General features: G+C 48.8%; 28 protein-coding genes, 1 tRNA gene and 1 other RNA gene. 5 read left to right on the top strand and 25 right to left on the bottom strand.

Annotated elements, in window-relative coordinates; translation table 11 throughout:
- Positions 1 to 84: 84 nt before the first annotated feature.
- Positions 85 to 273, top strand: a complete 189-nt coding sequence (locus tag KD909_RS04555) for a hypothetical protein (RefSeq protein WP_047795099.1) — start codon at positions 85 to 87, stop codon at positions 271 to 273.
- 82 nt (positions 274 to 355) lie between these two features.
- Complete coding sequence (locus KD909_RS04550; protein ID WP_211782522.1) at positions 356 to 856, top strand: hypothetical protein; 501 nt, start codon at positions 356 to 358, stop codon at positions 854 to 856.
- A 38-nt stretch (positions 857 to 894) separates the two neighbouring features.
- Here KD909_RS04550 and KD909_RS04545 read toward each other — a convergent pair whose 3' ends face one another.
- The gene (locus KD909_RS04545; protein ID WP_211782521.1) at positions 895 to 1,542 is read right to left on the bottom strand and encodes a hypothetical protein; all 648 of its coding nucleotides are present in this window, start codon (positions 1,540 to 1,542) and stop codon (positions 895 to 897) included.
- An 11-nt stretch (positions 1,543 to 1,553) separates the two neighbouring features.
- A complete protein-coding gene (locus KD909_RS04540; protein ID WP_211782520.1) occupies positions 1,554 to 2,018 on the bottom strand; it encodes a GNAT family N-acetyltransferase in 465 nt (154 codons plus the stop codon).
- Between the two features lie 151 nt (positions 2,019 to 2,169).
- On the opposite strand from KD909_RS04540, the gene KD909_RS04535 reads away from it, so the two are divergent.
- Entirely contained in the window at positions 2,170 to 3,189 is a 1,020-nt protein-coding gene (locus KD909_RS04535) for a DUF418 domain-containing protein (RefSeq protein WP_211782519.1), read from the top strand.
- 24 nt (positions 3,190 to 3,213) lie between these two features.
- On the opposite strand, the gene KD909_RS04530 is transcribed toward KD909_RS04535, so the two are convergent.
- Together KD909_RS04530 and KD909_RS04525 are read right to left on the bottom strand one after the other, a co-directional pair.
- Positions 3,214 to 3,549 carry a hypothetical protein gene (locus KD909_RS04530; protein WP_196430983.1) on the bottom strand — a complete coding sequence of 112 codons (336 nt, stop codon included), beginning with the start codon at positions 3,547 to 3,549 and terminating at the stop codon, positions 3,214 to 3,216.
- 229 nt (positions 3,550 to 3,778) lie between these two features.
- Positions 3,779 to 4,210, bottom strand: a complete 432-nt coding sequence (locus KD909_RS04525) for a hypothetical protein (protein WP_249199078.1) — start codon at positions 4,208 to 4,210, stop codon at positions 3,779 to 3,781.
- A gap of 135 nt (positions 4,211 to 4,345) precedes the next feature.
- On the opposite strand from KD909_RS04525, the gene KD909_RS04520 reads away from it, so the two are divergent.
- Positions 4,346 to 4,711 carry a hypothetical protein gene (locus KD909_RS04520; protein WP_211782518.1) on the top strand — a complete coding sequence of 122 codons (366 nt, stop codon included), beginning with the start codon at positions 4,346 to 4,348 and terminating at the stop codon, positions 4,709 to 4,711.
- Between the two features lie 110 nt (positions 4,712 to 4,821).
- On the opposite strand, the gene KD909_RS04515 is transcribed toward KD909_RS04520, so the two are convergent.
- The 21 genes from KD909_RS04515 to KD909_RS04415 all read right to left on the bottom strand — a co-directional run bounded on the left by KD909_RS04515 (position 4,822) and on the right by KD909_RS04415 (position 25,591).
- Entirely contained in the window at positions 4,822 to 5,781 is a 960-nt protein-coding gene (locus KD909_RS04515) for an HNH endonuclease signature motif containing protein (RefSeq protein WP_211782517.1), read from the bottom strand.
- Positions 5,782 to 5,848: 67 nt separating this feature from the next.
- Entirely contained in the window at positions 5,849 to 6,451 is a 603-nt protein-coding gene (locus tag KD909_RS04510; RefSeq protein ID WP_211782516.1) for a hypothetical protein, read from the bottom strand.
- A 175-nt stretch (positions 6,452 to 6,626) separates the two neighbouring features.
- The gene (locus KD909_RS04505) at positions 6,627 to 6,770 is read right to left on the bottom strand and encodes a hypothetical protein (RefSeq protein WP_047795092.1); all 144 of its coding nucleotides are present in this window, start codon (positions 6,768 to 6,770) and stop codon (positions 6,627 to 6,629) included.
- 114 nt (positions 6,771 to 6,884) lie between these two features.
- Positions 6,885 to 7,240, bottom strand: a transfer-messenger RNA (tmRNA) gene (gene ssrA, locus KD909_RS04500).
- A 49-nt stretch (positions 7,241 to 7,289) separates the two neighbouring features.
- Entirely contained in the window at positions 7,290 to 7,760 is a 471-nt protein-coding gene (gene smpB, locus KD909_RS04495) for an SsrA-binding protein SmpB (RefSeq protein WP_012726899.1), read from the bottom strand.
- Between the two features lie 54 nt (positions 7,761 to 7,814).
- Positions 7,815 to 10,220, bottom strand: a complete 2,406-nt coding sequence (rnr, locus tag KD909_RS04490; protein ID WP_211782515.1) for a ribonuclease R — start codon at positions 10,218 to 10,220, stop codon at positions 7,815 to 7,817.
- 15 nt (positions 10,221 to 10,235) lie between these two features.
- Positions 10,236 to 10,976 carry an alpha/beta hydrolase gene (locus tag KD909_RS04485; protein WP_031422876.1) on the bottom strand — a complete coding sequence of 247 codons (741 nt, stop codon included), beginning with the start codon at positions 10,974 to 10,976 and terminating at the stop codon, positions 10,236 to 10,238.
- A 102-nt stretch (positions 10,977 to 11,078) separates the two neighbouring features.
- A complete protein-coding gene (gene secG, locus KD909_RS04480) occupies positions 11,079 to 11,303 on the bottom strand; it encodes a preprotein translocase subunit SecG (RefSeq protein WP_012726902.1) in 225 nt (74 codons plus the stop codon).
- 73 nt (positions 11,304 to 11,376) lie between these two features.
- Positions 11,377 to 12,264: a YitT family protein gene (locus KD909_RS04475; protein WP_012726903.1), complete on the bottom strand. Its 888-nt coding sequence runs from the start codon at positions 12,262 to 12,264 to the stop codon at positions 11,377 to 11,379.
- A gap of 47 nt (positions 12,265 to 12,311) precedes the next feature.
- Complete coding sequence (locus KD909_RS04470) at positions 12,312 to 13,652, bottom strand: glycosyltransferase (RefSeq protein WP_211782514.1); 1,341 nt, start codon at positions 13,650 to 13,652, stop codon at positions 12,312 to 12,314.
- Positions 13,649 to 14,857: a glycosyltransferase family 4 protein gene (locus KD909_RS04465; RefSeq protein WP_249199102.1), complete on the bottom strand. Its 1,209-nt coding sequence runs from the start codon at positions 14,855 to 14,857 to the stop codon at positions 13,649 to 13,651. Before KD909_RS04465 ends, KD909_RS04470 begins: the two co-directional genes overlap by 4 nt.
- A 21-nt stretch (positions 14,858 to 14,878) precedes the next feature.
- Entirely contained in the window at positions 14,879 to 15,760 is an 882-nt protein-coding gene (galU, locus tag KD909_RS04460; protein ID WP_211782512.1) for a UTP--glucose-1-phosphate uridylyltransferase GalU, read from the bottom strand.
- A 232-nt stretch (positions 15,761 to 15,992) separates the two neighbouring features.
- Positions 15,993 to 16,790: an aminoglycoside phosphotransferase family protein gene (locus KD909_RS04455; RefSeq protein WP_211782511.1), complete on the bottom strand. Its 798-nt coding sequence runs from the start codon at positions 16,788 to 16,790 to the stop codon at positions 15,993 to 15,995.
- Between the two features lie 267 nt (positions 16,791 to 17,057).
- A complete protein-coding gene (gene eno / locus KD909_RS04450; protein WP_012726908.1) occupies positions 17,058 to 18,350 on the bottom strand; it encodes a phosphopyruvate hydratase in 1,293 nt (430 codons plus the stop codon).
- 36 nt (positions 18,351 to 18,386) lie between these two features.
- Entirely contained in the window at positions 18,387 to 19,925 is a 1,539-nt protein-coding gene (gene gpmI / locus KD909_RS04445; RefSeq protein WP_211782510.1) for a 2,3-bisphosphoglycerate-independent phosphoglycerate mutase, read from the bottom strand.
- Positions 19,926 to 20,678 (bottom strand): triose-phosphate isomerase, encoded by a 753-nt coding sequence (tpiA, locus tag KD909_RS04440; protein ID WP_034778525.1) that lies wholly within the window; start codon positions 20,676 to 20,678, stop codon positions 19,926 to 19,928.
- 18 nt (positions 20,679 to 20,696) lie between these two features.
- Positions 20,697 to 21,881: a phosphoglycerate kinase gene (gene pgk / locus KD909_RS04435; protein WP_074036297.1), complete on the bottom strand. Its 1,185-nt coding sequence runs from the start codon at positions 21,879 to 21,881 to the stop codon at positions 20,697 to 20,699.
- 97 nt (positions 21,882 to 21,978) lie between these two features.
- Complete coding sequence (gene gap / locus KD909_RS04430; RefSeq protein WP_012726912.1) at positions 21,979 to 22,986, bottom strand: type I glyceraldehyde-3-phosphate dehydrogenase; 1,008 nt, start codon at positions 22,984 to 22,986, stop codon at positions 21,979 to 21,981.
- 58 nt (positions 22,987 to 23,044) lie between these two features.
- Positions 23,045 to 24,073: a sugar-binding transcriptional regulator gene (locus KD909_RS04425; RefSeq protein ID WP_012726913.1), complete on the bottom strand. Its 1,029-nt coding sequence runs from the start codon at positions 24,071 to 24,073 to the stop codon at positions 23,045 to 23,047.
- A gap of 109 nt (positions 24,074 to 24,182) precedes the next feature.
- Positions 24,183 to 24,440 (bottom strand): glutaredoxin family protein, encoded by a 258-nt coding sequence (locus KD909_RS04420; protein WP_047795086.1) that lies wholly within the window; start codon positions 24,438 to 24,440, stop codon positions 24,183 to 24,185.
- A gap of 5 nt (positions 24,441 to 24,445) precedes the next feature.
- Positions 24,446 to 25,591: an RNA polymerase factor sigma-54 gene (locus KD909_RS04415; RefSeq protein WP_211782509.1), complete on the bottom strand. Its 1,146-nt coding sequence runs from the start codon at positions 25,589 to 25,591 to the stop codon at positions 24,446 to 24,448.
- A gap of 118 nt (positions 25,592 to 25,709) precedes the next feature.
- Here KD909_RS04415 and KD909_RS04410 point away from each other — a divergent pair.
- A tRNA-Arg gene (locus KD909_RS04410) sits at positions 25,710 to 25,782 on the top strand.
- Positions 25,783 to 25,874 lie beyond the last annotated feature (92 nt).

The raw sequence follows: 25,874 nt of genomic DNA, 5'->3' as shown, positions 1-25,874 counted from the left end.
AAAAGATAAATCAGTCTAAGTATGTAGAGCCTGCTCGACCGATTCATACTAAAATGAGAATAATTAGAAAAAGGAGGGATATTCATGGGATTTTGGTACTTTCTTTTGCTTGGATTGGGAGTAATCCTCATCGTGCGAGGGATTGCAAGTAGCGCGAAACAAGGTGGATTGATTTTAGTCGGGCTTGTGATGGTCGGGGTATCCATATTTATGTTCCAAGATGGTAGTGCGGACTTGGTCGCGAATTGGTTGGATCAAATCACCGGTCGATAGGTCATGTTCTCGAATAATAGCGAGGTCCATTGACACCCTTTTAATGTCCTCAATCTTGAATTGATATGGAAGGAGCTCGACGATGAAACAGTTCAAACGAGTAAGTGTCCTGGCGTTATTCGCCTTGATTGGATTTGCTCTTTTCCATTATGCGACCGAGTCGAAGACAGGTTCCGCTGCATGGACGACAGAAGCTGCGACACATCACTTCAAAGATATCTTAGAAGCGCAGCGAGAGGCGATTGAAGCGCATACTCCTCTTGAGAATATCGAGCGAACGAAACTGTCACACGAAGATGACGTCGTCCGGCTCCTCCTCGGTCAACGAGATTGGGTAGAGCAATTCCACTATACGATTCAGGAGGTACAAGTGGATGAAAAAGGCGGACTTCTATACGCAAATGCTTATGTGACAAGAAATCTTCAATTTGAGAGTGGTGTCACGACCGGGCTTGGTGACGAGATGACGATTCAATTGAGGTCTCCGAATGAGACGATCGAAGAGGTGGAGCTCGACAATCATAGCGTGACACAATCAGGCCAACCCTTTTTCAAACGCTGGATCAGTCGAGTGTTTGACTGAACAAATCCCACTTTCCGATTGGAGAGTGGGATTCTTTTTTAAAACGATAAATCTAAACCAGTACCATCATCAAGAAGTTCTCCGTTTTTAGCGGTATAGTCAACACGAATCTCGGCTCGCTTCAGGATGTCGTTCTCTTGTAACGCAGACATCCACGTCCGAACGCGCTCTTCGTCATCGGCTTCCGGCTCCCGATGAAGCGTCAATAAGATTGTCGGCGAAACGTCGGCTGTCTGATAGGCGATTGGATTTGCCGAGGAGACATCGAGTTGTCGGATACTTTCTTCGTCATATAGGACGACATAGGTGACGTCTGCACCAAACGCCGTATCAATCGAATCTTCAATCGCCTCTGTGACCGCATCTTCCCATTTGGATGAGAGAAACGTATCAACGATTTCTCCGGTCGATTCATTCTCGTAAACATAAAATTCCGTCCCCGTCACCGAATCCACCACAATCGCCGCATACTCAAACGGAAAGTTTCCCATGTTGTCGAATAATACGTCTTCTGTCACTTCAGCATCTTTGAATCGCTCGAGTACATATGATTCAGCCATCTTCATCACTTTTGCTTCCTCATCGGGATCTGGTTGCATCGACCGATAAAAGGCAAATACCAACCACGCCACCCCAATCACAATCACACCAAATCCGACCAAAAGCCCCTTCAAGTAACGTTTCATATCGACTCCTCTCATAACTGTTTGTTCATGGCGATGGACGCTTCTTGGAATCCGAGTCGTTTATATAATCGCTGTGCGTCTGGATTCGTACCGAATACACTTAGTCCAATGGATGTTGCGCCAAGTTCTTCTGAGACCACGTTTTCAAGTTTCTCAAACACCGCTGTCGCATACCCTTGCCCACGGTACGTCTCTTCAATCAAAATGTGATAAATGAAGATGCGTTTCGATTCAGCTTGAAACGCATACCACAAAATTCCGACACGAGTGTCTCCGTTCATCACATGAACAATCGTCTGCCCTTCCCCGGGTTGATTGTCTGGGAAGAGGTCCCGAATCAATTGAGTCGATTCCTCTTGTGCCAACACCATCGGAAGTTGATAGTTGCGCGCGACATCTTTTGCATAATCGTCAATCAACCAAGTCACATAATTCGCGATTTCTTGTCCCGTCATCCTGGCAAAATGAATGGTCATCTGTTTACCCCTAATCGTTTTCCCTTAGTGTAACATACAATTTTTGGAATCACTGTTTCTAGTGAAGTTCAGGATTTTGTAAGGTTACCGCAGATTATATGTAAGGTGCTCCCTTCATACTCGGAAGAGGAAATTGAAAGGAGAGATCTATATGAAAGCCACACCATTACATGAACGAATCAATGTCCTCGATACACTACGAGGCTTCGCCTTATTCGGTATTATTTTTATGAACATTCTCAGTTTATTACGTCCGAGCGACCCAAACACCGTCATGGAACATTACTATATATACGCCCTTCACATCTTCATCGACGGGAAGTTCTTTATGATCTTCTCATTTTTGTTTGGCGTCGGGTTTTATCTCTTTATCCACCGAGCAATAGAACGTGGAGATCGCGCATACGTTTTATTTACGAAACGATTGCTCCTCTTACTCGGCTTCGGCTTGATTCATATGCAATTTCAGCCGGGGGAGGCGCTAACGATTTATGCCGTGAGCGGGCTGCTCCTCCTGTTCGCATACCGTCTTCTTCGGTCAGTTAATTTGATTCTAGGTCTGATCGGACTAGCTGTACTCGCTTATACCGGCACGAAACTGTTAATGCCGCTTGCTCTCATCTTGCTCGGGCTTGCAGCGGGGCAGTATGAGATGTTTCGTCACGTCCATACGCACCGGGTACGTTGGCAGGTCGGACTGGTCGTTACCGGTATTTTATCCGCCGGATTTGTCTGGCTACAATATACGAATTTACCAAGCTTATCGTATTTCAATGTCGGCTACACCCCGACTAATGAAGAAATTCAAGCATATATCCGTATGCTCGACTATTCGAATTGGTCAGCTCCCTTTTTAGCGGCGTTCTATATCACCATCCTTGTCAATATGAGTCAACTACGGACGACACGTTCCTGGTTCTCCCCACTTCAAGCGTTTGGTCGTATGGCGTTGACGAATTACTTGCTTCAGACTGCACTTATGGTGACTGTTGCTACATTCGGACAGACGTTCACAACGATTGAAACAGGACTATGGGCAATCGTCATCAACGCCGTATTGATCGTATTCAGTATGTTATTGCTTCGCCGTTTCACATACGGACCGATGGAAAAGGTATGGCGACTTGGGACGTACTCTCGTTTCGGACAAGATATCCTATCGTCAAAATAATATAATGTTGAGGAAGGACGGCTGTCAAAAGTGTCCTTCCTCAATTGTGTTTGCAGGAGTGAATTCAATTTCATATGCTTCACCAAGCTCTCCTTGTAAACGCTTCGAAAGTAAGTCTCCTTCACGATTATGTTGCTCCACCTTGATTTCCCATCCTTTAGCAAGTGCATCCGTGTCCCAGTCAATCCATTCTCCGAATCGACTAACCCATTCATAGAAATCACGCTTCAATTGGTCAGAAATCGTAAACTCATTCAATTCTATATTGTATCGACAGGTCGCACACCATGTCGGGTCCGCCCCCACATCCGCCTCTATAGTGATTCTTTTCAAATTTTCACAATCACAAATCCTTTTCATTCATTCGCCCCCCAGGTTTAAGGTTAGATTCTGCATACGTATTCAAAATTAGGAGGATATCCTTTTGATTTATTCAGTCGAGAAACGTAGAAATGAAAATGGTGTGCAGATTGTCTTTCATACAATTGATGGCTTAAGTGGATTAGATGAGACTAGTTGGTTATTCCCTTATTCAGTGACACGAACTAAAGAAAACCATTGGTCTACGCGAACAAATGATTTTCTAGGTTTAATATAAAGTGTCTTTAGCAACTTCATTTGTTGGATCTAGAACAAGAATTTTTTCCGCGATGGACTTTGCTTGTTCATCACTTACAATCTTTTCTGGGACGTTGTTCAGAAATAACAGGTTCTCTAAGCGCTTCACATCTGCAGCATCAGTCAAATCCACGGCTCTTTGAGCATGGTATAAGGAAGAGGTATAAGCCCCTTCAATGTGGCAAAGGGGCTGTGATAGGATTTGAAAAGCCAAGTCATGTAATTTATCGTCCTCTGTGTCCAATAACAGATAAACGAGTACGGAGTAATTCGACAGATTTTCATTATCATACGCCAAAGTTAATAAATCATTTTTAAATGTTTCAAAATCAGTAGTTTGATAGATGTCTTTTACTTCTTTAAACCGGCCTGACATAATTAAAGTTTCTAAATTATTTGACACTGTTTATTCACCTACGCATTACTTATTTCTTTTTCTCCATGGATTATGGTAATGAAGCATTTGCGCACTTATAAAGATTAATTTTGGATATAATGGGTTTAAATGTTAAAATTAAAAATTGAAGGGGAACTTTAAATGATCAAAAAAATCTTATGGGTACTATTGATGATGGGGTTAGCTCTATTTATTATTACTTTACAAATCAATCGATTGGGTGAAATGACACCGGAGATACAAATGACATTATTTATATCGCTAGGAATTGTTGTCGTATTATTTATTCCCCCACTCATCATGTCGTTCTTTTCAAATCCAATTGTTTCATATCTAAACATTGCATACCAGGGAGTAATCGCTATATCTTTTTTAGGAATGTTGCCTATCGGTTTTATGATTCCAAACGGCATGTTTACAGCGATTGTAGCATTGCTTGGGACCGGGATCAGCTCGATGAGTATCATAACAATTTTAAGAACTAAAGAACTGAGTATTAGAAACTAACATACAAATATTCAAGTGAAAGTTAAAAGTGATGTGCTGATGTCTATGCTGTTCAACTATAGTGAATACTAAAACAAAAGTCGAACCTGTTTAATTAGGTTCGACTCTTTTCACGTATTCGGAGCCCAATTGTTTTCAAATCCATTTTGAACGGCATAGTGATACAAATGAATGAGTTTTGATTCTTTGTATGTAGACATGTGTTCTGCCGTACGCAGTTCATGATTTCGTTCTACCAAATTGTAGAGATAATCGATATTCGCTAATCGATTATTTTTACTCGTATTACATGTCGGGCATGACAGCACAAAATTCCATAAGACATCATTTTGCATATAAGACCAAGGAATGAAATGATCCACGTGAATTTGTTTTACAGGCTTTAGGCAATAGAAGCACATTGAGTGCCCGTGACTTAATAAAATTTGTTTAAACTCATCAAGCGACTGACGGACAGACACAAACTCCAGCTTGCTCAAAATTCGTTCCATCGCATCCTGGGAATTGTATTTTTCTAAAAAGATGGCTAACTGATAGTTTGTCACGTTCATGAGAATACGCTTATATTTTTCAAAGAAAACAACATACGCTGGAACGAGTTGAATCCACTCTTCTTTTCGATTGAAAGAGTAAATCGTTTCGTTAAAGGAGCGATAGAAAGAACCGTATACGTATTTTTTATAAAATTGATTCACGTTCCGAATCAATTGATTTTGTTGTTGCTCTGGTAAGCGGTCGAAGTTCCAATCTTGTGGAATGTTATGTTCTTTCTGAAAGGAGACCATCGCTTTTTCAACAGCGCTCTGCTTCCCCAATTGATTCATCTGTGTCAGCCCATGCTTGACGATGAGATTCCAATAGATTTTCGTCACATGTTTGGCAATCTGATGAAATGACACGACACCTGATTCATTCAATTCTGTCGTACATTCCAGTAACGCCTTCATCAATACATGTTTGTACGTAGTCGTATGAGAAGCGTTCATCAGAAATTGTTGCGTAAAGCGCCATAGGTCTGATTCGGTTAAATACACATCTTTTGCCTCAGCGACGCTTAAATCCCATCCCAACGACTCCACCTCCATCCATTACACTATTGATTATAGCGAATGCAGAAAAGAAGTGGATCACGGCGCATCAAACAGGAGCAGAAAACTCTCTTTTGATTTGTTCGATATCAATCATTGTCTTTTCATGAACATACTGAACGAGCGCATCATACTGTTTGACCGTATTCAGTTTTTTGAACTTCTCCACATCCCCTTCAAAGCCCGCGAAATAATCACTTTGATACTCTGGATTGTTAAAGAGTCTTAAAAATTCCATATAGTCCTTGATGGTCATTTGACTCACGATGTGAGAGAGAATGGATTCCCACTCTTTGATCCGCCCCTCATGAATTTGTTTTTTGATGACAATGTCATGCGCTTGTTCCATTTTGATTTGTTGAATGCATTGCTCCACTTCTAGTCTATATTGGAACAACTCATCTCGATTTCGAGTGTCTAGCGTAGGCGTCACTTCGGTTAAATAGTACTGATACCGTTGCTTTCGCGGATGCTTGTTCTTAGCTTTTTTAGGGCTTTGCTCCGAATCATCCGTGTTCTTCAATCGTTTCTTTAAATTGATTGACCCTAAAGCCCCCATGATTTCTTTGTTATGTTTTAATGCAAGTTTGCCTACTGTCGGACCATATTTTTTGACCCCATTCACGATCAATTCCGTCGATTTTTTAGACATGATGAATCCTCCTTTGGTATGTATGTTTACTTGACGATTTTCAAAAAACAACCCGTAGTTTCTATTCAACAAAAAGATACTTAATCCCTTGATTCCATTCAAAAACCTAATGACCGGTGTCCGCTCCCCAAAAGAAAAGGATTAATGAGCAGGTACTCAATAATCCTTCGTCAGATCACTTCTTCTCTTGTTGCTTCTGCAAATACGCCTCACGAAGCTGGTTCAACCGTTCTTTCTTGTTCGAGACTGTCGGCTTTTTTCCGTCTTGGTATTTCGCCGCAGCTACTTTGCTTCTCTTGTCTAATTGATATTTTCCCATGCTCTTCACCTTCCTTTCTTTCTGGATTCAATCAAAAGCAAAGACCCTCTAATCTCAATGAAATTAGAAGGTCTTCATGAAAATCATTGATCGCAGTCGTTACAGACTGCTTCAAAATGGAGACGGCGGGAGTCGAACCCGCGTCCGAAGGCATCGTAACGTATGCTTCTACGTGTGTAGTTTATCTATTGAATCTCGATGTGACACTGCCGATAAACAGGCGTTGTCGCATCCAGTCTGTTTCATCTCTTCTTCGCGCCCTCAGACGGCGAGGTTGAAGCGTAGCTTGCTTAGTTTGAGACCCTGAAAGTCATCCACACAAGCGATGGATGTCAGGATCCGCAGGGCACTTAGGCTGCTGCGAGTTGTGTGTTAGTTTTGCCAGTTATAGGCGTTTGCGTTTTAACGAGGCCGACCCCTCGACACGCCACATACGACCGACCTACCCCCGTCGAATCCATAACGTCCCCGAGGTGGTAATTGGTACTTCATTTAATATACCACAATTAGGATCCGTTGTCAGTATTTTTGCCGATCGCGCATCGCACGGTCGACGTCGCGCTTCGCGTCTTTCTTTTTCAAGTCCTCACGTTTGTCGTACTTCTTCTTCCCTTTTCCGACGCCGAGCAGGCACTTGGCGAACCCATTCTTGATATACACCTTGAGCGGGATGATCGTGTAGCCATCACGCCCTGACGCCCCGATGAGCTGATTGATCTGCTTCTTATGCAACAATAGCTTCCGGACGCGGAGTGGGTCATGGTTGAAGCGGTTCCCCTGTTCGAACGGGCTGATATGACAGTTGTGAAGCGTCGCCTCGCCCCCGTCGAACCGGACGTACGCATCCGCGATGTTGATCTTCGATTGACGGACCGATTTGATTTCCGTCCCTGTGAGCACCATGCCCGCCTCAATCGTATCTTCGATCGCGTAATCGAAGGACGCCTTGCGGTTTTGGGCGAGTGCGTTCGAATCTTTCTTCTTGGCCATACACATTCAGTCCTTTATCTACAAGATACGGAGGAAGGGACAAGCCCTTCCCCGTCAGCGACGTTTCTTCGCACCTCGTTTGGCGTCGCCTTTTCGTTTGTGCTTGTCTTTCTTCTTCAGGTCGAGTGCCGAACGGCCTTGGGAAGACTTCTCCCCGTCTCGTTTCGGTTTCTCACCTGGTTTGCCCGGCTTGCCAGGTCTTCCTGGTTTGCCGCGCTTCTTCTTGTCGTCCCGACCGCGACCGCCACGACGGTCTTTCTCGTCCTTCTTCGGACGACCGCCTTTCGCTTTGATCGTCGTCGGTTGGCGACGGCTTGACTGTTCCCGTTTCGGCATGCCGACGACCGTGAAGTCGATCGTCCGCTCGTCTAAGTTGACGGCATCGACTTTGACACGGACGGCGTCCCCGATGCGGAATTGACGTTTCGTCCGCTCGCCGAGCAACATGAGCTGTGATTCGTCGAAGTGATAGTAGTCATCCATCGACTGGAGACGGACAAGCCCTTCGATCGTATTCGGAAGCTCGATGAACATCCCGAAGTTCGTGACGCCGGCGACGACACCATCGAACTCTTCGCCGAGATGGGCTTCCATGTATTCGGCTTTCTTGAGCGCCTGCGTCTCGCGCTCTGCGTCGACCGAGCGACGTTCCCGTTTCGATGCCTGTTCGGCGATCGCCCCGAGACGGTCCTCGTACTTCGCGATCGTCTTCTCCGACAAATCGTTGTTGAAGACGTACGTGCGCATGAGACGGTGGACGATCAAGTCCGGATAACGACGAATCGGTGACGTGAAGTGCGTATAGAAGTCTGTCGCGAGTCCGAAGTGACCGAGCGAGACGTCGTCATATTTCGCCTGTTGCATCGAACGAAGCATGATCGTGCTGATGACCGGCTCTTCCGGTTCCCCGTCGATCGCCTTCAAAATCTTTTGAAGCGTCTTCGGTTCGACCGTCTGTCCTTTGATGCGTTCAATATGCACACCAAAGTTTGCGACAAAGTCGAAGAAGAAGTCGAGCTTGTCCGGTTTCGGATTGTCGTGGACACGATAGATGAACGGCACGTCCATCTTGTGGAAGTGTTCCGCAACCGTCTCGTTGGCCGCGAGCATGAACTCTTCAATCAACTTCTCGGCGACCGAACGTGGACGAAGCACGATATCTGCCGGCTTCCCTTCCTCGTTGACGACAACCTTCGCCTCAGCGAAATCGAAGTTGATGGCACCGCGCGAGTTACGACGTTTCCGAAGCACTTCCGCGAGCTCAGCCATGAGGTCGAACTCACCGATGAACGGTTCGTACTTTTTCAACGTCTCTTCGTCATCACGTTCGATGATCTCACGGACGTTCGTATACGTCATCCGCTCCGTCGTCTTGATGACACTCGGGAACAGATCATGGCGAACGACCTTCCCGTTTTGTGGGGAGATCTCCATGACGCAGCTGAGCGTCAAGCGGTTGACGTGCGGGTTGAGGGAACAGATCCCGTTCGAGAGTCGGTGCGGCAGCATCGGAATGACACGGTCGACGAGATACACACTCGTCCCACGTTCGAACGCCTCGACGTCGAGCGGCGAGCCCTCTTTCACGTAATGCGAGACGTCAGCGATATGGACACCGAGCTCGTAGTTGCCGTTATCAAGTTTTTTGACGTGGACGGCATCGTCCAAGTCTTTCGCATCTTCGCCGTCAATCGTGAAGATCGTCTCGTCACGAAGGTCGACGCGTCCGATGAAGTCTTTCTCTTCCGCCTCGTCCGGTACCGCGTTCGCCTGAGCGATCACGTCCTCCGGGAACTCCGTCGGGATGCCGTGCTTATAGACGATCGACAAGATATCGACGCCTGGGTCGTTCTTATGCCCGATGATACGTACGACGTCACAGGCACCGGCGAAGCGTCCGTCCGGATACTTCGTGATGCGCACGACGACTTTATGTCCGTCGACGGCACCGAGTGACTTGTCCGGATTGACGACCGGCCAGAAGTTGATGCGTTTGTCATCCGGCTCGATGAAGGCGAACTGGTCGAGTCGACCGCTCGGGAGCGTATACGTCCCGACGAACTCGGAGAGTCCGCGCTTCAATACTTTCAATAGAATCCCTTCCGTCTTGCCACGGTTGTCCTCGCGTTTTTTGACGAGGATCGTATCGCCATGGTAGACGTCCTTCAGTTGGTCGGGCGGCAAGAACACATCTTCCGCTTCCCCTTCGACCGACAAGAAGCCGAAGCCGCGCTGGTGAATCGAGATGATCCCCGCGACTTGTCCGAGCGTGGCGAGCGTCCCGTAACGGTTCGTCCGCGTCCGGCCGATGGCGCCCTCTTCCTCGAGGGCATTCAATGTGCGGATGAGCTCTTTGAAGTCATCCGTCGACGCGAGCTGTAATCGCTCGGTCAGTTGATCGACAGAGAGCGGTTTCTCGCTCGCCTGTAAGATCTCTAGTAATTGGTCACGTAAATTCAACGTGACACCTCCTTCTTAGACTGACCAGTCTAACGTTTCGAGAAAATCGAGCACGTCCTGGTGCAGTTTCTCTTTTTCTTTGTCGAGTGTGATCACGTGTCCCGAGTTCTCATAGATGAGCAACTCTTTTTGGAACGTGTTGACCGCCTCGTAAATTTGATTCGCCGATTCCGGGTCGATCATGTTGTCTTTGGCGCCTTGGACGACGAGTGTCGGGACGAAGATGTCCTCGAGCTTCGACGCCGTGTCACGGACGAAGGCACGGAGGTCTTTCAATGTTGGCATCGGTTTGAACTCTGCCATCTCCTGCTCGATCTGTTCCGGCGACTTTTCTTCTCTACCCTTATATTCTCGGGCATATGCCTGGACTCCTTTATACAAGCGGTCCTCGGCATCGATTCCCGTCGGTGCGCACATCGGGATGACCGCCTTGACGTCTTTCTCCTCGGCGAGACGGAGCGACATCACGCCGCCTAGCGAGAGTCCGCAGACGACAATCTCCTCATGACCTTTGTCGACGAGCGTCTGGTAAGCGTCCAAGACGTCTTCCCACCAGTCTTTCGGTCCATATTGGAGTAATTCTTCCGGTGGGACGGCATGACCACGATAGATCGGTCCCATACATGTGTATCCTTCTTTTTGAAGGAAGCGACCGAGCATGCGGACATCCGCGCTCGATCCAGTGAAGCCATGTAACATCAACACGGCACGTTTTCCGCCCTCGAAGAAGAACGGTTTTGGTGCTGTCACTTTCATTTTATCTGTCATCTCCTCGTATCTACATTATTCCCAAAAAATAAATCGAAAAAACAAAAGCTGACCGCCTCACGTGAAAATCGAGAACGATCAGCCTTATCATCATAATGATGCGACTAGTAATCCTAAAATGAAAAACAAAGTGCCTAGTACAGCTGCAGTTCGGTTCAAAACAGCATCGAAGCCGCGTGCTTTCTGGCGTCCGAACAACTGCTCCGCGCCACCTGCAATCGCTCCAAGACCTTGCGACCGACCTGACATGAGCAGTACGACGACAATCAATAAGACAGCCACGACAAGTAGGCTGATTGTAGCGATCGTTTGCATAGTAGTCAGTTCCTCCTTCTATTTACACGCCTTTTATTATATAGAAGTTATCAATAAAACACCAGCATTCAAATTATCGGGACGGGTAGCTAAACCCTTCACCGATGACTTCCTTCACCTGGTGGATGACGACGAAGGCGCGGTCGTCCGTCACTTGGACGATTTTTTTGAGTGGCGCGATCTGACGTTTGTCGACGATCATATACAACATGTTCTTATCCTGCTTCGTGTAGTAACCATGTCCATGGATGATCGTCGCTGAGCGTCCGAGCGTCTCCGTCAAGACGACAGCGAGCTCTTCTTGCTTATCGCTGATGATCGTGACGGCCTTGCGGATGTTGAGACCTTCCGCGACGAGGTCGATGACCCATGAACCGATGATGATCGCGATGAGCGTATAGAGGACGACTTGTTCCCCTAAGAAGAAGCCGGACGTCGCGACGACGATCGCATCGATGATGAACATCGAGACGGCGACGCTCAAGTGGAGATAGCGTTCCATGAGACGGGCGATGATGACGCCCCCACCAGTCGTCCCACCGACACGGAGCACCATGCCGATTCCGACCCCGATCATGATTCCAGCATAGACGGCCGCAAGCAGTTTGTCCTCGGCAGGGCTGCCCCAGTCGTGTGTCAGACTGAGGAAGAATGACGTCGCGATGACGGCGATGACCGAATAGACCATTGTCCGACGGTCGAGCAGCTTATAGCCGACGATAAAGAGAATCCCGTTCCCGATAATCGACGTGAGCCCGAGGTCCCAGCCGAACACGTAGTACAGGATGATCGTGACCCCGAGCAGGCCACCTTCCGAGAAGTCGTTCGGTACGGTGAAGTAGTTGACCCCGAACGAGAGAATGAAAGAGCCCGCGATGATCCAGGCGATGTCCTTCACCGAGATGGTTTGTAGCTTGCGCCATACTTGTTGGCGCAATAGATGTTGTTGTTGACGTTTCATAAATGTCCTCCCTCCATAGAAAAAAGACCGCGGCAAAAGCCGCAGTCTTAAGATTGTACTGGCTTTGGCGCACCGTCTTTCATAATCGGCAACTTGCGCTCCGCGGCGTTCGCGTAGACGTTCAAGAGTGCCTCTTTTTCCAAATCCCAGTTATATTTCTCACGCGCGGTCTTCGTGTTCTCTTTGACACGCGCATAGAGTGCTTGGTCTTCAATCATCCGGTTGACGCCGTCCGCGATCGATTGTGGATCGTGCGAATCGACGAGCACCCCGACATCGTTCCCCGCAACGACCCGTTCGATTTCAGGGAAGTCGCATGAGACGACCGGTACTTCGGCCATCAAATACTCGAACAATTTGTTCGACGAGGCCGAGTAATGGTTGAAGCAGACGTTGTTCAATACTTGGAAGCCTAAGTAGGCGTTCATCGTATAGTAAGGTAACGCTTCGACCGGTACTTTGTCAATCATCTTGACGCGGTCGCCGACCCCTTCCGTCTCGATCAACTGTTGAATCGTCGGTTTGAGCTTCCCGTCCCCGATCATGACGAGCGTCCCTTCTTTGAAGTCTTTCGCCGCGAGCACGAGCTGTTCGAGACCGCGTCCCGCTTGAATGCCCCCTTGATACAAGAGGATTTTCTCGTCTTTCGGTAAGTCGAGGAGTGCATGCAAGTCCTTACGGAGCGAGAAGTCGAGCGGACGGTAGAACGGATAGTTGTGGAGCACGTACGGATAGAATCCGTACAACTCTTCATTGTGCGCCGCACGCGTATGGTTCTCGACCATCATCGTATCGACGAACGGCAAGAGCCACCCCTCAAGGTTACTCTGGATATAGCCGTAACCCGTACGGTCCGTCTGTACCTCGTGCGAGTCGTAGACGATCCTCCCTTTGTTGAACACTTTCCCGGCGAGGAGTGCCTGCGGGAGCGTGTTCAAATCGTTCGCATGGTAAAAGTCATACGATTTTTTCGTCGAAGCGAACACCATCTCGAGCATCGCACTCGCGTTGACGATTTGCTTACGCACTTGCGGCAACAAGACCGTCCCAACGGCCGCTCCGAGCGCGAGCATCGTGAACGGCGCGAGTAAGAACAACCCGGCACCGACGAGTCCTGCTCCCACTTTACGTTGGGGTTTTTCAAAAATCCATTTTTTTAGTTTACTAGCCATTTTCATTGCATTGATCAAGATCGGTGGCTGACGCTTCACTCGGATGACACGGAAGCCTTCCGGACGCATCTCTTCTTTTGGAAGCTCTTTATTTTTCGGATCTTGAAGCGCGATCAAATCGACTTCATAGCCTGCCTCGGCGAGTGCCGAGCACTCACGAAGGACGCGCGCATCATTCGTAAAATGGTTCCATACAAACATACATACTGATTTCATCGTGTTTCCTCCATCACTAACTGTTGTACGACTTGATCTAACACGTCGATATTCTCTTCCCAACATAAATTCTCCTTGACGTAACGAATCCCGTTCGCCCCGAGTGCCTCCCGTAAGTCCGGTCGGTCGAGGAGTTTCCGTAGGATCCGCTCGATCTCATCGATGTCACGTTTCCGTGACACGTAGCCGACTTCCGCCGCTTCAATGACATTCGCCGCATGGCCTGACACTGCTGCGACAATCGGTTTGCCGACTGCCATATAATCGATGAGTTTCCCAGGGATGACCGTATCGAACACTTCTTGCTCAATCAGGCTGACGAATGCAACGTCCGCATTTTTAATCGCCTGAAACGCCTCTGTCCGTGGCATCGCCTCGAGGAACAAGAAGTTTTGGAAGCCACGGTCTTTGATCGTCTGCTTCAATTCTTCTTTCCGATAGCCGTAGCCGATCAATTTGAAATGGATCCGTGGCTCGTCTCGGAATCGTTCGGCGAGTTCGAGTAACAGGGACACATCCTGGGCAAGTCCCATATTCCCTGCGTATAAGATCTCCATCCGATCGTCCGGTGGAATCGTCCGCTCGAGCGTGCGCTCCGCTTCCCGAATCGAGTTCGGCATGTAGTGAATCTTTTCGTTCGGCACACCGCGCTGACGAAGATAGCTGCGGAATCCTTCCGAATTGATGATGACTTCATCGGCGACACGATACAGTCGTTTCTCCATCCAAAACGCTGGCGTGAGCACCCAATCGTACCTGAAGACGCCGACCCCTTTCACCGACTCTGGCCAAAGGTCACGGACGTCCAAGATGAACGGGACGCGATACTTTCGTTTCGCATAAGCACCGACAAACGCCATAAAAAAAGAAGGGGTCGTCGCAAAGACGACGTCTGGCTTCAATTCGAGCTTACGGACTTCCCTGATCCCTTTGACCATCTGTTCGAGGAATAGGAAAAGACGACTGACCATGTTGGACGTATGTTTCCGTTTCTTCGTGATGAGTCGCTTGATGAACGGTTGGTCGTTTAACTCCCGGTCGTTCCAGAAGCGGTCGTCCTGATACATATCAAAGCTCGGATACGAAGGGGCGGCCGTGATGACCTCGACTTCATACCCGCGCTGTTTCATCAAATGCGTAATGTTTTGCATCCGGTTGCCGGCACTGCCGATCTCCGGATAATAGTTTTGACACACCATAAGCATTGTTTTCAAAAATAACACACCTTACTGTTGATCAAGTTCATCCACGAGCCGTTTCAATAGGACATGGACGTCATCTTTTAAATCAGGATCGCTGAGCGCGTGGCAAATCGTCGTCTCGACGAACCCGATCGGCTCTCCGACGTCGTAACGTCGACCGTCAAATTCGTAGGCGAAGACCGTCTGCGCCTCATTCAAGCGTGCGATCGCATCCGTCAATTGAATCTCGCCCCCGGCTCCCGCCTCTTGTCCCGACAACGCTTCAAAGACGTCTGGTTTCAAGATATAGCGACCGAGGATGGCGAAGTTCGACGGGGCCTCATCGATGGGCGGTTTCTCCACGAACGTCCGCACCGGGATGAGCTTTCCTTCGACGGCAAGCGGGTCAATTATACCATATCGGTTCGTCATTTCATACGGGACACGCTGCACCCCGATGATTGAACGGTCGTGCGCCTCATATTGGTCAATCAACTGCTTCGTCGCCGGCACATCGGATTCGATGATATCGTCCCCGAGCAAGACGGCGAATGGCTCGTCTCCGATAAACTTCCGGGCGCACCAAATCGCATGACCGAGACCTTTTGGCTCCTGTTGGCGTATGTAGTGAATGTTCGCCAAATTCGAGGAATGTCGGACCGATTCGAGCAAGCGCATCTTCCCTTTCGATTCGAGGTTCTGTTCCAGTTCGAGCGCACGGTCAAAATGGTCTTCAATCGCCCGTTTGTTCTTCCCCGTGACGATGATGATGTCCTCGATGCCTGAAGCGACGGCTTCCTCGACGATGAACTGGATCGTCGGCTTGTTGACAATCGGCAACATTTCTTTTGGCATGGCTTTCGTCGCAGGAAGGAAGCGGGTGCCGAGACCGGCGGCTGGGATGATGGCTTTACGTACTCGTGTCATAAGCATGGGCTCCTTTACTCGTTATGTAGAGAGTATACCCAAATTTTGTGCAAACTGACACAAAAGAGAGGTCATGACAATGTTGTCATGACCAATCGTCATTCCGGTGCGATTTGAGATAGTACCAAATGCCGAATCCAATGAGCAATACCAAGAAAAGAAATCCGAGCATCATCACGAAAATCGCCTCCCCATTCATGCTTCATTTTCTATATTCCCGCTTCAGATTGTTTCAGAACCACTTCTGTCCATGCGTTCGAATAAACCGAAGTTCCTCTTGGTAATGATCGTAATGTCCTTCGTCAATCATCTTTTGAAAGGCGATGTCTCCTTCCGCGGCTTTTCGTTTCATCAACAGACAGAGCGCTTCGATGCGGCGTTGCAACATGTCGAACAAGTCGACCTCCGCTTGCTCCCAACCATAGGCTTCGAGAAACAACGATACCCGCTTGTTATAGATCGCATCGTCTCGATTGGCATCATAATAGATGACTTCCCCTGTTTCAGCTTGATGGCGACGACTGAGCGGAACGAACGTATAAAGGGCATAGACGATATCCCAAGCCCGCGGTCCCGGTGCGGCCAAATCAAAATCGATGACTCCCGCCACTTTTCCTTCATGGAAAATCGTATTGTAGACGGCGAAATCGTTATGACAGATGACCTCTAGCGGTTGAGGCGTGTTGTCAATCGGTGACCAATCTGACGACCACTCAAAATCTGTCGACGCATCATGTATACGTCTCATTAGTCGTGCAACATCCTGAATCGCCTCATCGGACCACATGTAAGACTTCAAGGGATAGTCTGCGGTTTCTCCTTCCAAATAAGTTAACACTTCTCTTCCTCGATCATCAATTCCAATAAAACGCGGCACTCCGGAAAGTTGCTTTGCCTCCAAGTGACGTAACCATCGATGAATACGCTCGCTGCCTTCCTTTTGAGTGCGATAGACGTAATTCCCCTTTTTATAGACAGTTGACACGTTCCCACCGCTCAACCTTATTTCTTGCTCATTCGATTGACTCATCCAATCTCCCCCTACTTTTTGTCAGTCACATTCAGTATACAGCAACACAGGGGTCGATGACGAAAAGGTCCGACAAAGAGCGGTTGTGTCCGTCCAAGCGGCACCGTGACTCTTGCAGGAAAGCAATCTCGCGGAGACCCCGCAAGCGCATAAGCGCGAGGAAGCTCCGTGGATTGCCTGGAGAAAGCATCGGTGCCGCAAGACGGGTTGAAAAACACCCATAAAAAAACAGGCCCGCCGATTGGCGAGCCTGAAACAATCAATCAATTATTTTTTAAGGTTATAGAACGACTTGATACCGTCGTATTTCGCTACATCGCCGAGCATGTCTTCGATGCGGAGAAGTTGGTTGTATTTCGCGATACGGTCTGTACGTGAAAGTGAACCAGTTTTGATTTGTCCAGCGTTTGTCGCAACAGCGATGTCTGCGATTGTCGCGTCTTCTGTTTCACCAGAACGGTGTGAGACAACTGCTGTGTAACCAGCTTTTTTAGCCATTTCGATCGCGTCGAATGTTTCTGTGAGCGTACCGATTTGGTTAACTTTGATAAGGATCGAGTTTGCGATTCCTTTTTCGATACCTTCAGCAAGTTTAGATGTGTTCGTTACGAAGAGGTCATCCCCAACGAGTTGAACTTTGTGTCCGATTTTGTCTGTGAGAAGCTTGTGGCCATCCCAGTCGTTTTCGTCACAACCATCTTCGATTGAGAGGATTGGGTACTTGTCAACAAGCTCAGCGTAGAAGTCTACAAGCTCAGCAGTTGTGAGTGACTTGCCTTCGCCAGCGAGTTCGTATTTACCAGTTGATTTATCGTAGAACTCAGAAGATGCAACGTCCATTGCGAGGTAGACGTCTTCACCTGGTTTGTAACCAGCTTTTTCAATCGCTTCAAGGATAACTGTAATCGCTTCTTCGTTAGACTTCAAGTTTGGTGCGAAACCACCTTCGTCACCGACAGCTGTGTTAAGACCCATACCAGAAAGAACTGATTTGAGGGCGTGGAATACTTCAGCACCCATGCGGAGCGCTTCACGGAATGTTGGCGCACCGACAGGCATGATCATGAACTCTTGGAAGTCCACGTTGTTGTCCGCGTGCGAACCACCGTTGATGATGTTCATCATTGGTGTTGGAAGTGTCTTCGCGTTGAATCCACCGAGGTATGTGTAAAGTGGGAGACCGAGCTCATCTGCTGCTGCGTGAGCTGCTGCCATTGACACACCGAGGATTGCGTTAGCACCAAGTTTCGCTTTGTTTGGCGTACCGTCGAGTTCGATCATTTTCGCATCGATTGCGTTTTGGTCGAATACATCGTAGCCGATGAGTTCTGGTGCGATCGTGTCGTTCACGTTCGCAACTGCTTTCAAGACACCTTTACCGAGGTAACGTGACTTGTCGCCATCGCGAAGCTCAACTGCTTCGTGCTCACCTGTTGATGCGCCTGATGGGACGAGGGCACGGCCGAAACCGCCGTCTTCTGTGAAGACTTCTACTTCTACTGATGGGTTACCGCGTGAATCTAAAATCTCGCGTGCGTAAATTTCTGTAATCATTGACATGAAAAATCGCTCCTTTTCGCTTGAAAAATAGTTGTATTATTTTGTAACGATTGACGAACCAGTCATTTCAGCTGGTTGCTCTCCACCGAGAAGGTGAAGAAGCGTTGGGGCGAGGTCGCAAAGCGCGCCTTCGAGAACTGGTTTCAGTTCGACTCCCTCTTTTGTGACGATACATGGAACAGGTTCCGTCGTGTGCGCCGTCATCGGAGAGCCATCCGGGTTCGTGACGATGTCCGCGTTCCCGTGGTCCGCTGTGATGATGGCCGCGCCACCTTTAGCAAGTAATGCGTCCACTACTTTACCGAGGCATTCGTCGACCGCTTCGATCGCTTTCTTCGTCGGCTCAAGCTTCCCTGAGTGACCAACCATATCCGGGTTTGCGAAGTTGATGATGTATGCATCATACTCATCTGACTCGATACGCTCGAGCAAACCGTCTGTGAGCTCATATGCGCTCATTTCTGGTTGCAAGTCGTACGTCGCGACTTTCGGTGAAGGGACAAGGAGACGATCCTCTCCTTCAAATGGTTGTTCTTTTTGTCCGTTCAAGAAGAACGTGACGTGTGGGTATTTCTCTGTTTCTGCGGCACGGAGTTGTTTGTACCCTTGTGCAGAGAGCGTTTCCCCGAGTGTGTTTTTCAAATCTTCCGGCGGGAAGACGATATCCGTGTCGATCTCATCCGAGAACTTCGTCATCGAGACGAGCAAGATGTTCTCTGGATGTTTGCTAGAGAGTTCGAAGCCTTTGAATCCGGCTTTCTCTTTGAACACTTTTGCGAGTTGGATCGCCCGGTCCGGACGGAAGTTGAAGAACATGATGGCATCGTTGTCTTGGATTGTCGCGACCGGCTTGCCATCTTTTACGATGACAGTTGGTAACACGAACTCATCCGTCAAATCGTTCTCGTAAGATGTCTTGAGAACTTCGACTGGGTCCGTGCCAACTTCGCCTTTACCGTTTACGAGGACGTCGTATACTTTCTCGACGCGCTCCCAACGGTTGTCGCGGTCCATGGCATAGTAACGACCAGACACGCTAGCGACTTGACCGACACCGAGTTCAGCAAGCTTTTCTTCTGTTTCCTTGAGGAAACCAGCTCCTGATTTCGGATCACAGTCACGGCCGTCCGTGAACGCGTGAATGTACACTTTTTCGATGCCGTGGAGTTTTGCGAACTCAACGATGGCAAACATGTGATTGATGTGCGAGTGAATCCCGCCATCTGATACGAGACCCATGATATGGAGGCTCGAATCATGTTTCTTCACATGACCTGCCAAATGGTTCATCGCCTGACGGTCGAATAACGAACGGTCTTTGATTGCGTTGTTCACGCGTGAGAGTGACTGATAGACGACTCGGCCGGCACCGATGTTCAAGTGACCGACTTCCGAGTTCCCCATCTGTCCTTCCGGAAGACCGACGTACTCGCCTTTTGCGTTTAAGAGCGTATGTGGATACTGCTCCCAGTAGCGATCGAAGTTCGGTTTGTTCGCAGCCATGACTGCGTTTCCGAACGATTCGTCACGCATCCCGAAACCATCTAAAATGATGAGTGCGACTGGTCTAGCCATTTAAATCGCCTCCAACAATTTGAGGAACGAAGCGGCTTCAAGTGAAGCACCGCCGACGAGTGCGCCGTCGATGTCTTCCTGTGCCATATACTCTTTGATGTTCTCTGGTTTTACAGATCCACCGTATTGGATGCGTACTGCAGCCGCCACGTCTTCACCGTAAAGACCTTTCACCACGTCGCGAACATATTTACAAGAGCTTTGTGCGTCCGCTTCGTCCGCTGATTTCCCTGTACCGATCGCCCAAACTGGCTCGTACGCGATGACGAGTTGTTTGACTTGGTCAGCAGAGAGGTCAGCGAGGCCGCCTTCGACTTGTGTTTTGATGACTTCTTCGAACTTGTCGCCTTCGCGCTCCTCGAGAGTTTCACCGACACAAACGATTGGCGTAAGACCGTGTTCGAACGCTTTTTTCGTTTTGCTGTTGATGAACGCATCTGATTCGCCGAAGTACTCGCGACGTTCTGAGTGACCGAGGATGACGTAAGTCACGCCGAGGTCAGCGACCATAGCTGGGCTGATTTCGCCAGTGTAGGCACCGCTATCTTTGTCGTACATGTTTTGTGCACCGAGCTTCAAGTTTGACCCTTTAGCTGCTTCTACCATCGGTGCGAGGAAAAGTGCCGGAGCACCAATCGCCGCATCTACTTTGTCAGTAGATGGGATGTTGTTTTTTACTTCCTCAACGAAAGCAACAGCTTCCGAGAGTGTTTTGTTCATTTTCCAGTTACCTGCAATAATCGGTTTACGCATCGATAACCCTCCTCTAAATTACTTGTCGTTCAACGCCTCGACACCTGGAAGTTTCTTGCCTTCCATGAATTCGAGTGACGCGCCGCCACCAGTTGAGATGTGACTCATCTTGTCAGCAAGACCAAACTTGGCTGCCGCAGCTGCTGAGTCGCCACCACCGATGATTGAGTATGCATCGCTGTCCGCAAGCGCTTGAGCGACACCTTTCGTTCCGTTTGCGTATTTATCGAGTTCGAATACGCCCATCGGTCCGTTCCATACGACAAGTTTCGATTCGCGAATCGCGTCCGCGTAAAGTTCGACTGTCTTCGGTCCGATATCGAGACCCATGTGATCCGCTGGGATCGAGTCGATATCGACTGGGCCGACATACGTTTCTTCGCCAAATTCTTTCGTGATGACGCAGTCGACAGGCATCAAGAATTTCACGCCTTTGTCTTCTGCTTTCTTCATGAATTGACGAGCGAGGTCAAGCTTATCCTCTTCAAGGAGTGACGTTCCGACTTCGTGCCCGAGTGCTTTCGAGAACGTGTACGAGAGTCCGCCACCGATGATGAGTGTGTCAACGATGTCAAGAAGGTGGTCGATGACCCCAATCTTATCCGCTACTTTCGACCCGCCGATAATCGCCGTGAACGGACGGTCTGGGTTTGAAAGAGCTTTACCGAGAACTTCAAGTTCTTTTTCCATCAAGAGACCAGCAACGGCTGTGTCCACGTGGTGTGCAATCCCTTCAGTTGAAGCGTGTGCACGGTGAGCCGCGCCGAACGCGTCGTTGACGTATACGTCAGCAAGTGCTGCAAATCCTTTTGCAAGTTCAGGGTCGTTTTTCGTTTCACCTGGGTAGAAACGAACGTTCTCTAAAACGACGACATCGCCTTCAGAGAGGTTAGCGACCGCTTCTTCTGCGACCGGACCGTATGCTTCTTCGACGAGCGGTACATCTTTTCCGAGGAGCTCAGCGAGACGCTTCGCTACTGGAGCAAGTGAGAACTCAGGGTTCTTCTCGCCTTTTGGACGGCCGAGGTGGCTCGCAAGGACGAGTTTCGCACCACCGTCAAGCAAGTGCTTGATCGTTGGAAGTGCGGCTTGGATCCGAGTTTCGTCTTGGATGACGCCATCTTTGAGTGGAACATTGAAGTCAACGCGGCAAAAGACGCGTTTCCCTTTTACATCGATGTCACGAATAGACTGTTTGTTCATAACTTTCGCCTCCATATGTCGTGCGTGTCATTTCATAAATAGAGCGGAGAACAATCTCTTGTTTCCGCTCCTATTTGATTCTATTTAGTTCACGAAATTACTTCGCGATGTTAGCGAAGTGCTTAACTGTGCGAACCAATTGTGCAGTGTAAGACATTTCGTTGTCGTACCAAGAAACTGTTTTAACGAGTTGCTTGTCGCCAACTGTCATGACTTTCGTTTGAGTCGCGTCGAAGAGTGAACCGTATGTGATTCCAACGATGTCAGAAGAAACGATTTCGTCTTCAGTGTAACCGAATGACTCGTTCGCTGCTGCTTTCATTGCTGCGTTTACTTCGTCAACAGATACTTGCTTGTCGAGTACAGTTACGAGCTCAGTGAGTGAACCTGTAGCAACTGGTACACGTTGTGCAGCACCGTCAAGTTTTCCTTGAAGTTCAGGGATTACGAGACCGATTGCTTTCGCAGCACCTGTTGTGTTAGGAACGATGTTCGCTGCAGCCGCACGCGCACGACGGAAGTCACCTTTCGGGTGTGGAGCGTCAAGCGTGTTTTGGTCGCCAGTGTAAGCGTGGATTGTCGTCATGAGACCTTCAACGATTCCGAACTGGTCTTGAAGTACTTTAGCCATTGGCGCCAAGCAGTTTGTTGTACAAGAAGCACCTGAGATAACTGTTTCAGTACCATCGAGGATGTCGTGGTTTGTGTTGTAAACAACAGTCTTCATGTCACCTGTAGCAGGAGCCGAGATAACAACTTTCTTCGCGCCAGCTTTCAAGTGAAGCTCAGCTTTTTCTTTTGAAGTGAAGAATCCAGTACATTCGAGAACGATGTCTACACCGAGGTCTCCCCATGGAAGTTCTTCAGGGTTACGGTTAGCAAGCGTGATAACTTTCTCTCCGTTTACGAGGAAGTGATCGTCGTGTACTTCAACTTCTCCGTCGAAACGACCTTGAGTCGTGTCATACTTAAGAAGGTGCGCAAGCATCTTCGTGTCTGTCAAGTCGTTGATTGCAACAACTTCGATTCCTTCGTTTTTGATGATCTCGCGGAATGCCAAACGACCGATACGTCCAAATCCGTTAATACCAACTTTTACTGCCATGTTAATTTCCTCCTTAGGGTAGAAGCTATTTATTGAAGAGCCAACGGGGGTCAACTCTTTAATAACAAGTTAATAATTCTTTCGCCGCACCTTCGTCTGTGACGAGGATGATGTTCGACGTGTGTTTCGCATAAGCGGCGATCGCCTGTGCCTTCGATTTCCCTCCGGCAACCGCGATGACGGTATCCATGTCATCCAGCTCTTCGAGTTGGATCCCGACCGTCTTGACGCGATGAACGATCTCACCTTCAGCATTGAAATAATATCCGAATGCCTCGGCGACGGCGTCATGCCTTTCAATCATCCGCAAATGCTCCGGTGATGCGTGACGGCGCTTTGCCATCGTTTCTGCCTCACCAATTCCATGTACCACAATTCGCGCCGCTCTAATCATTTCCAGCACATTTTTTATGCTAGGTTCCTCCACCATCCGGTCGAATGTTTCTTGTGATACTTCATCCGGAATATGTAGAAGATGATAGTCTGCGTGGGCCCGATCCGCCATGCGTGAACAGACGGTGTTCGCCTGAAGTTCAAGCGTCTCTCCAAGACCTCCACGTGCGGGCACGAAATGCATCGGGCGTTCTTTTTTATCGGGCGACATCATCGCCGCGACCGATGCCATCGTCGTTCCTCCCGTTACCGCAATCACATTATCATCCGGTGCGAGCCGCGCTTTTAGTTGCGTGACCGCCGCCCGTCCGATATCGCGTTGAACCCAGAATGTCTCATCCGAGTCACCCGGTACGATGACGACTTGGCGAACCCCTAATTTCTCTTCGAGCTCTCTTGCCACTTCTGAGATCCCGAGAAGTTCTCCCATGATCTCGTGCAAGTCTCGTAAGACGTTTCGTCCCGTCTCACTGAGGGAAATTCCTTGAGTAGCGACGTAAAGAAGACCTTGGTCTTTCAAAAAGTCGACTTCTCGTCTGAGTACCCGTTCGGTCAGTCCCAAGCTCGTCGCGAGTGTCCTGCGGCCAATCGGCTGCATCAAGCGGACATAATGTAAGATATCGTAACGATGTCGGAGCGTATCGAGCAGGTCAGGGACAATTTGCTTCTGAACGTGAATCAGTTGCTGGATCATGCTCATACCCCCTCGACTTTCAGTGTGGACAACTTTTGTCCCACTTTTTTATTTGCGTCCCACCGCTACGAGTTCATCTTATCAATCACTTTTCCGTCTGGCAACCCCTTCAAACGTTTTTTTTCGATGTAAGCGTATACTTAACAAAATCTTCAACTTTGTTGTCATCATATCGCCCTTGACTGATGACCACACCTTCATGTATGAGAACGGGGATTTCAAAGAGGTACTTCGCCTCGAGCACCTCATCCCCCGTGATGTCGACCTGTTCGAGTTCGATCGGATAATCTTCCTGTAACCATTCGAGCATGACGACCGCCTCGTCACATAGTGAACAATTGTCGCGTTTATATAATGTTAATTTCATTTTCGTCATCCCTTCCATAACTGTCGCTCACGCTCGCGCGAATTACCGAATCCAAGCTCTTCCCGATAGTTCGTCACCGTCCGCCGGGTCACTTGATAACCGTATCGAATCAATTCATTCGCAAGCGCCTGATCACTTTGTGGTGCCTTCTCTCGTTGAATCAGTTCTGCGAGTGCCCGTTTAATCATAAACGGCGAATGCCCGCGACTTGTAGACCGAACAAAAAAATGTCGCCATTCCATGATGCCACTCTCGGTCTTGGCGAACTTCCCTTGGATGGCTCGTCCGACCGTCGATTCATGTTTTCCTATGAGCTGTGCGACCGTCCGTCGGGTCAAGGGATGGAGAACGAGTTCCCCTTTAAGCCACTCAGTCTGACGTGATTCGATGACCGACCAGATCTCACGTAGCGTCTCGTTCCGCATCGAAAGGGACGTCATCCACCATTTCGCCTCTCGGTCGTTCCCGACACGCGTTTCGTCGAGTTCTGGACTGAGCCACGTCGTGACGAGTGTCCCATCTTCATAACGTACCTCGACTTCCGGAAAAACATGACCCGTTTCTTCATATAATAGAGGACGTTTCGGAAGTGTCGCAACGATTCGTTCAAGACTTGCCAATTCCTCCTCTGAAATACCGAGAGCAGTCGTCATCTGTTGAGGACTCACCCCACTCTCGATCGCTTCGAATACATCGACGACGCGAGGGTCCTCATGTTCGATCGCATGTCGATATTGACACTCCCGTTCCGTTCTTGACCCGATCCCCGTCGGTTCTAGAAATAAGAGTGTCTGCCTCGCCTGTTCGACCTGAGTGACGTCGACACCGAGTCGCTCCGCCAACACCTCATTCGCCTCCGGCAATAATCCCCGATAGTCGAGCAAGAGGACGAGTTGTCGTCGCAACGCTTTCTCAGACTCACTGCCGCTCCCCTCATGAATCTGTGTGAACAGCTTCTCTTCAAACGAGCTTGCCGCATCTGCAATCCAATCGACGCCCCCGCTCCCGATGTGAATGTTCGGGTTATGTCGTGCAAGACGCGCCAACCGGAATACGAGCGCGAGACGATCCGCTTCAAGGACCGGTAACCGCTGCACGAGGTCTTGTGTCATCTGTTGTTGCTGAATTTGTTTTTGCTCCTGCCGTTGCATCGTTCTCCCCCCTCTTTTCTATTGTAACGAACCCGCTTCCGTCGCGCTCAAAAAAGCTATGCGAACAGGATTGCTTTTTTAATAAAACAAATGTATAATAAATTCGTGTCACAGATATGCACCCGTAGCTCAGGGGATAGAGCACTGGTTTCCGGTGCCAGGTGTCGGGAGTTCGAATCTCTCCGGGTGTATCAGATGTAGAGGTCAGGCAGATTGCCTGGCCTCTTTTTCGTTTCACGACGAGAAAATCGTGGAATAGGTGAAAAACGATGACTATCGTTTG

Source organism: Exiguobacterium sp. PFWT01, assembly GCF_018255795.1.
GTDB lineage: Bacteria > Bacillota > Bacilli > Exiguobacteriales > Exiguobacteriaceae > Exiguobacterium.
The sequence above is the reverse complement of the archived record's forward strand: the minus strand, read 5'-3'. Positions and strand labels throughout refer to the sequence as shown.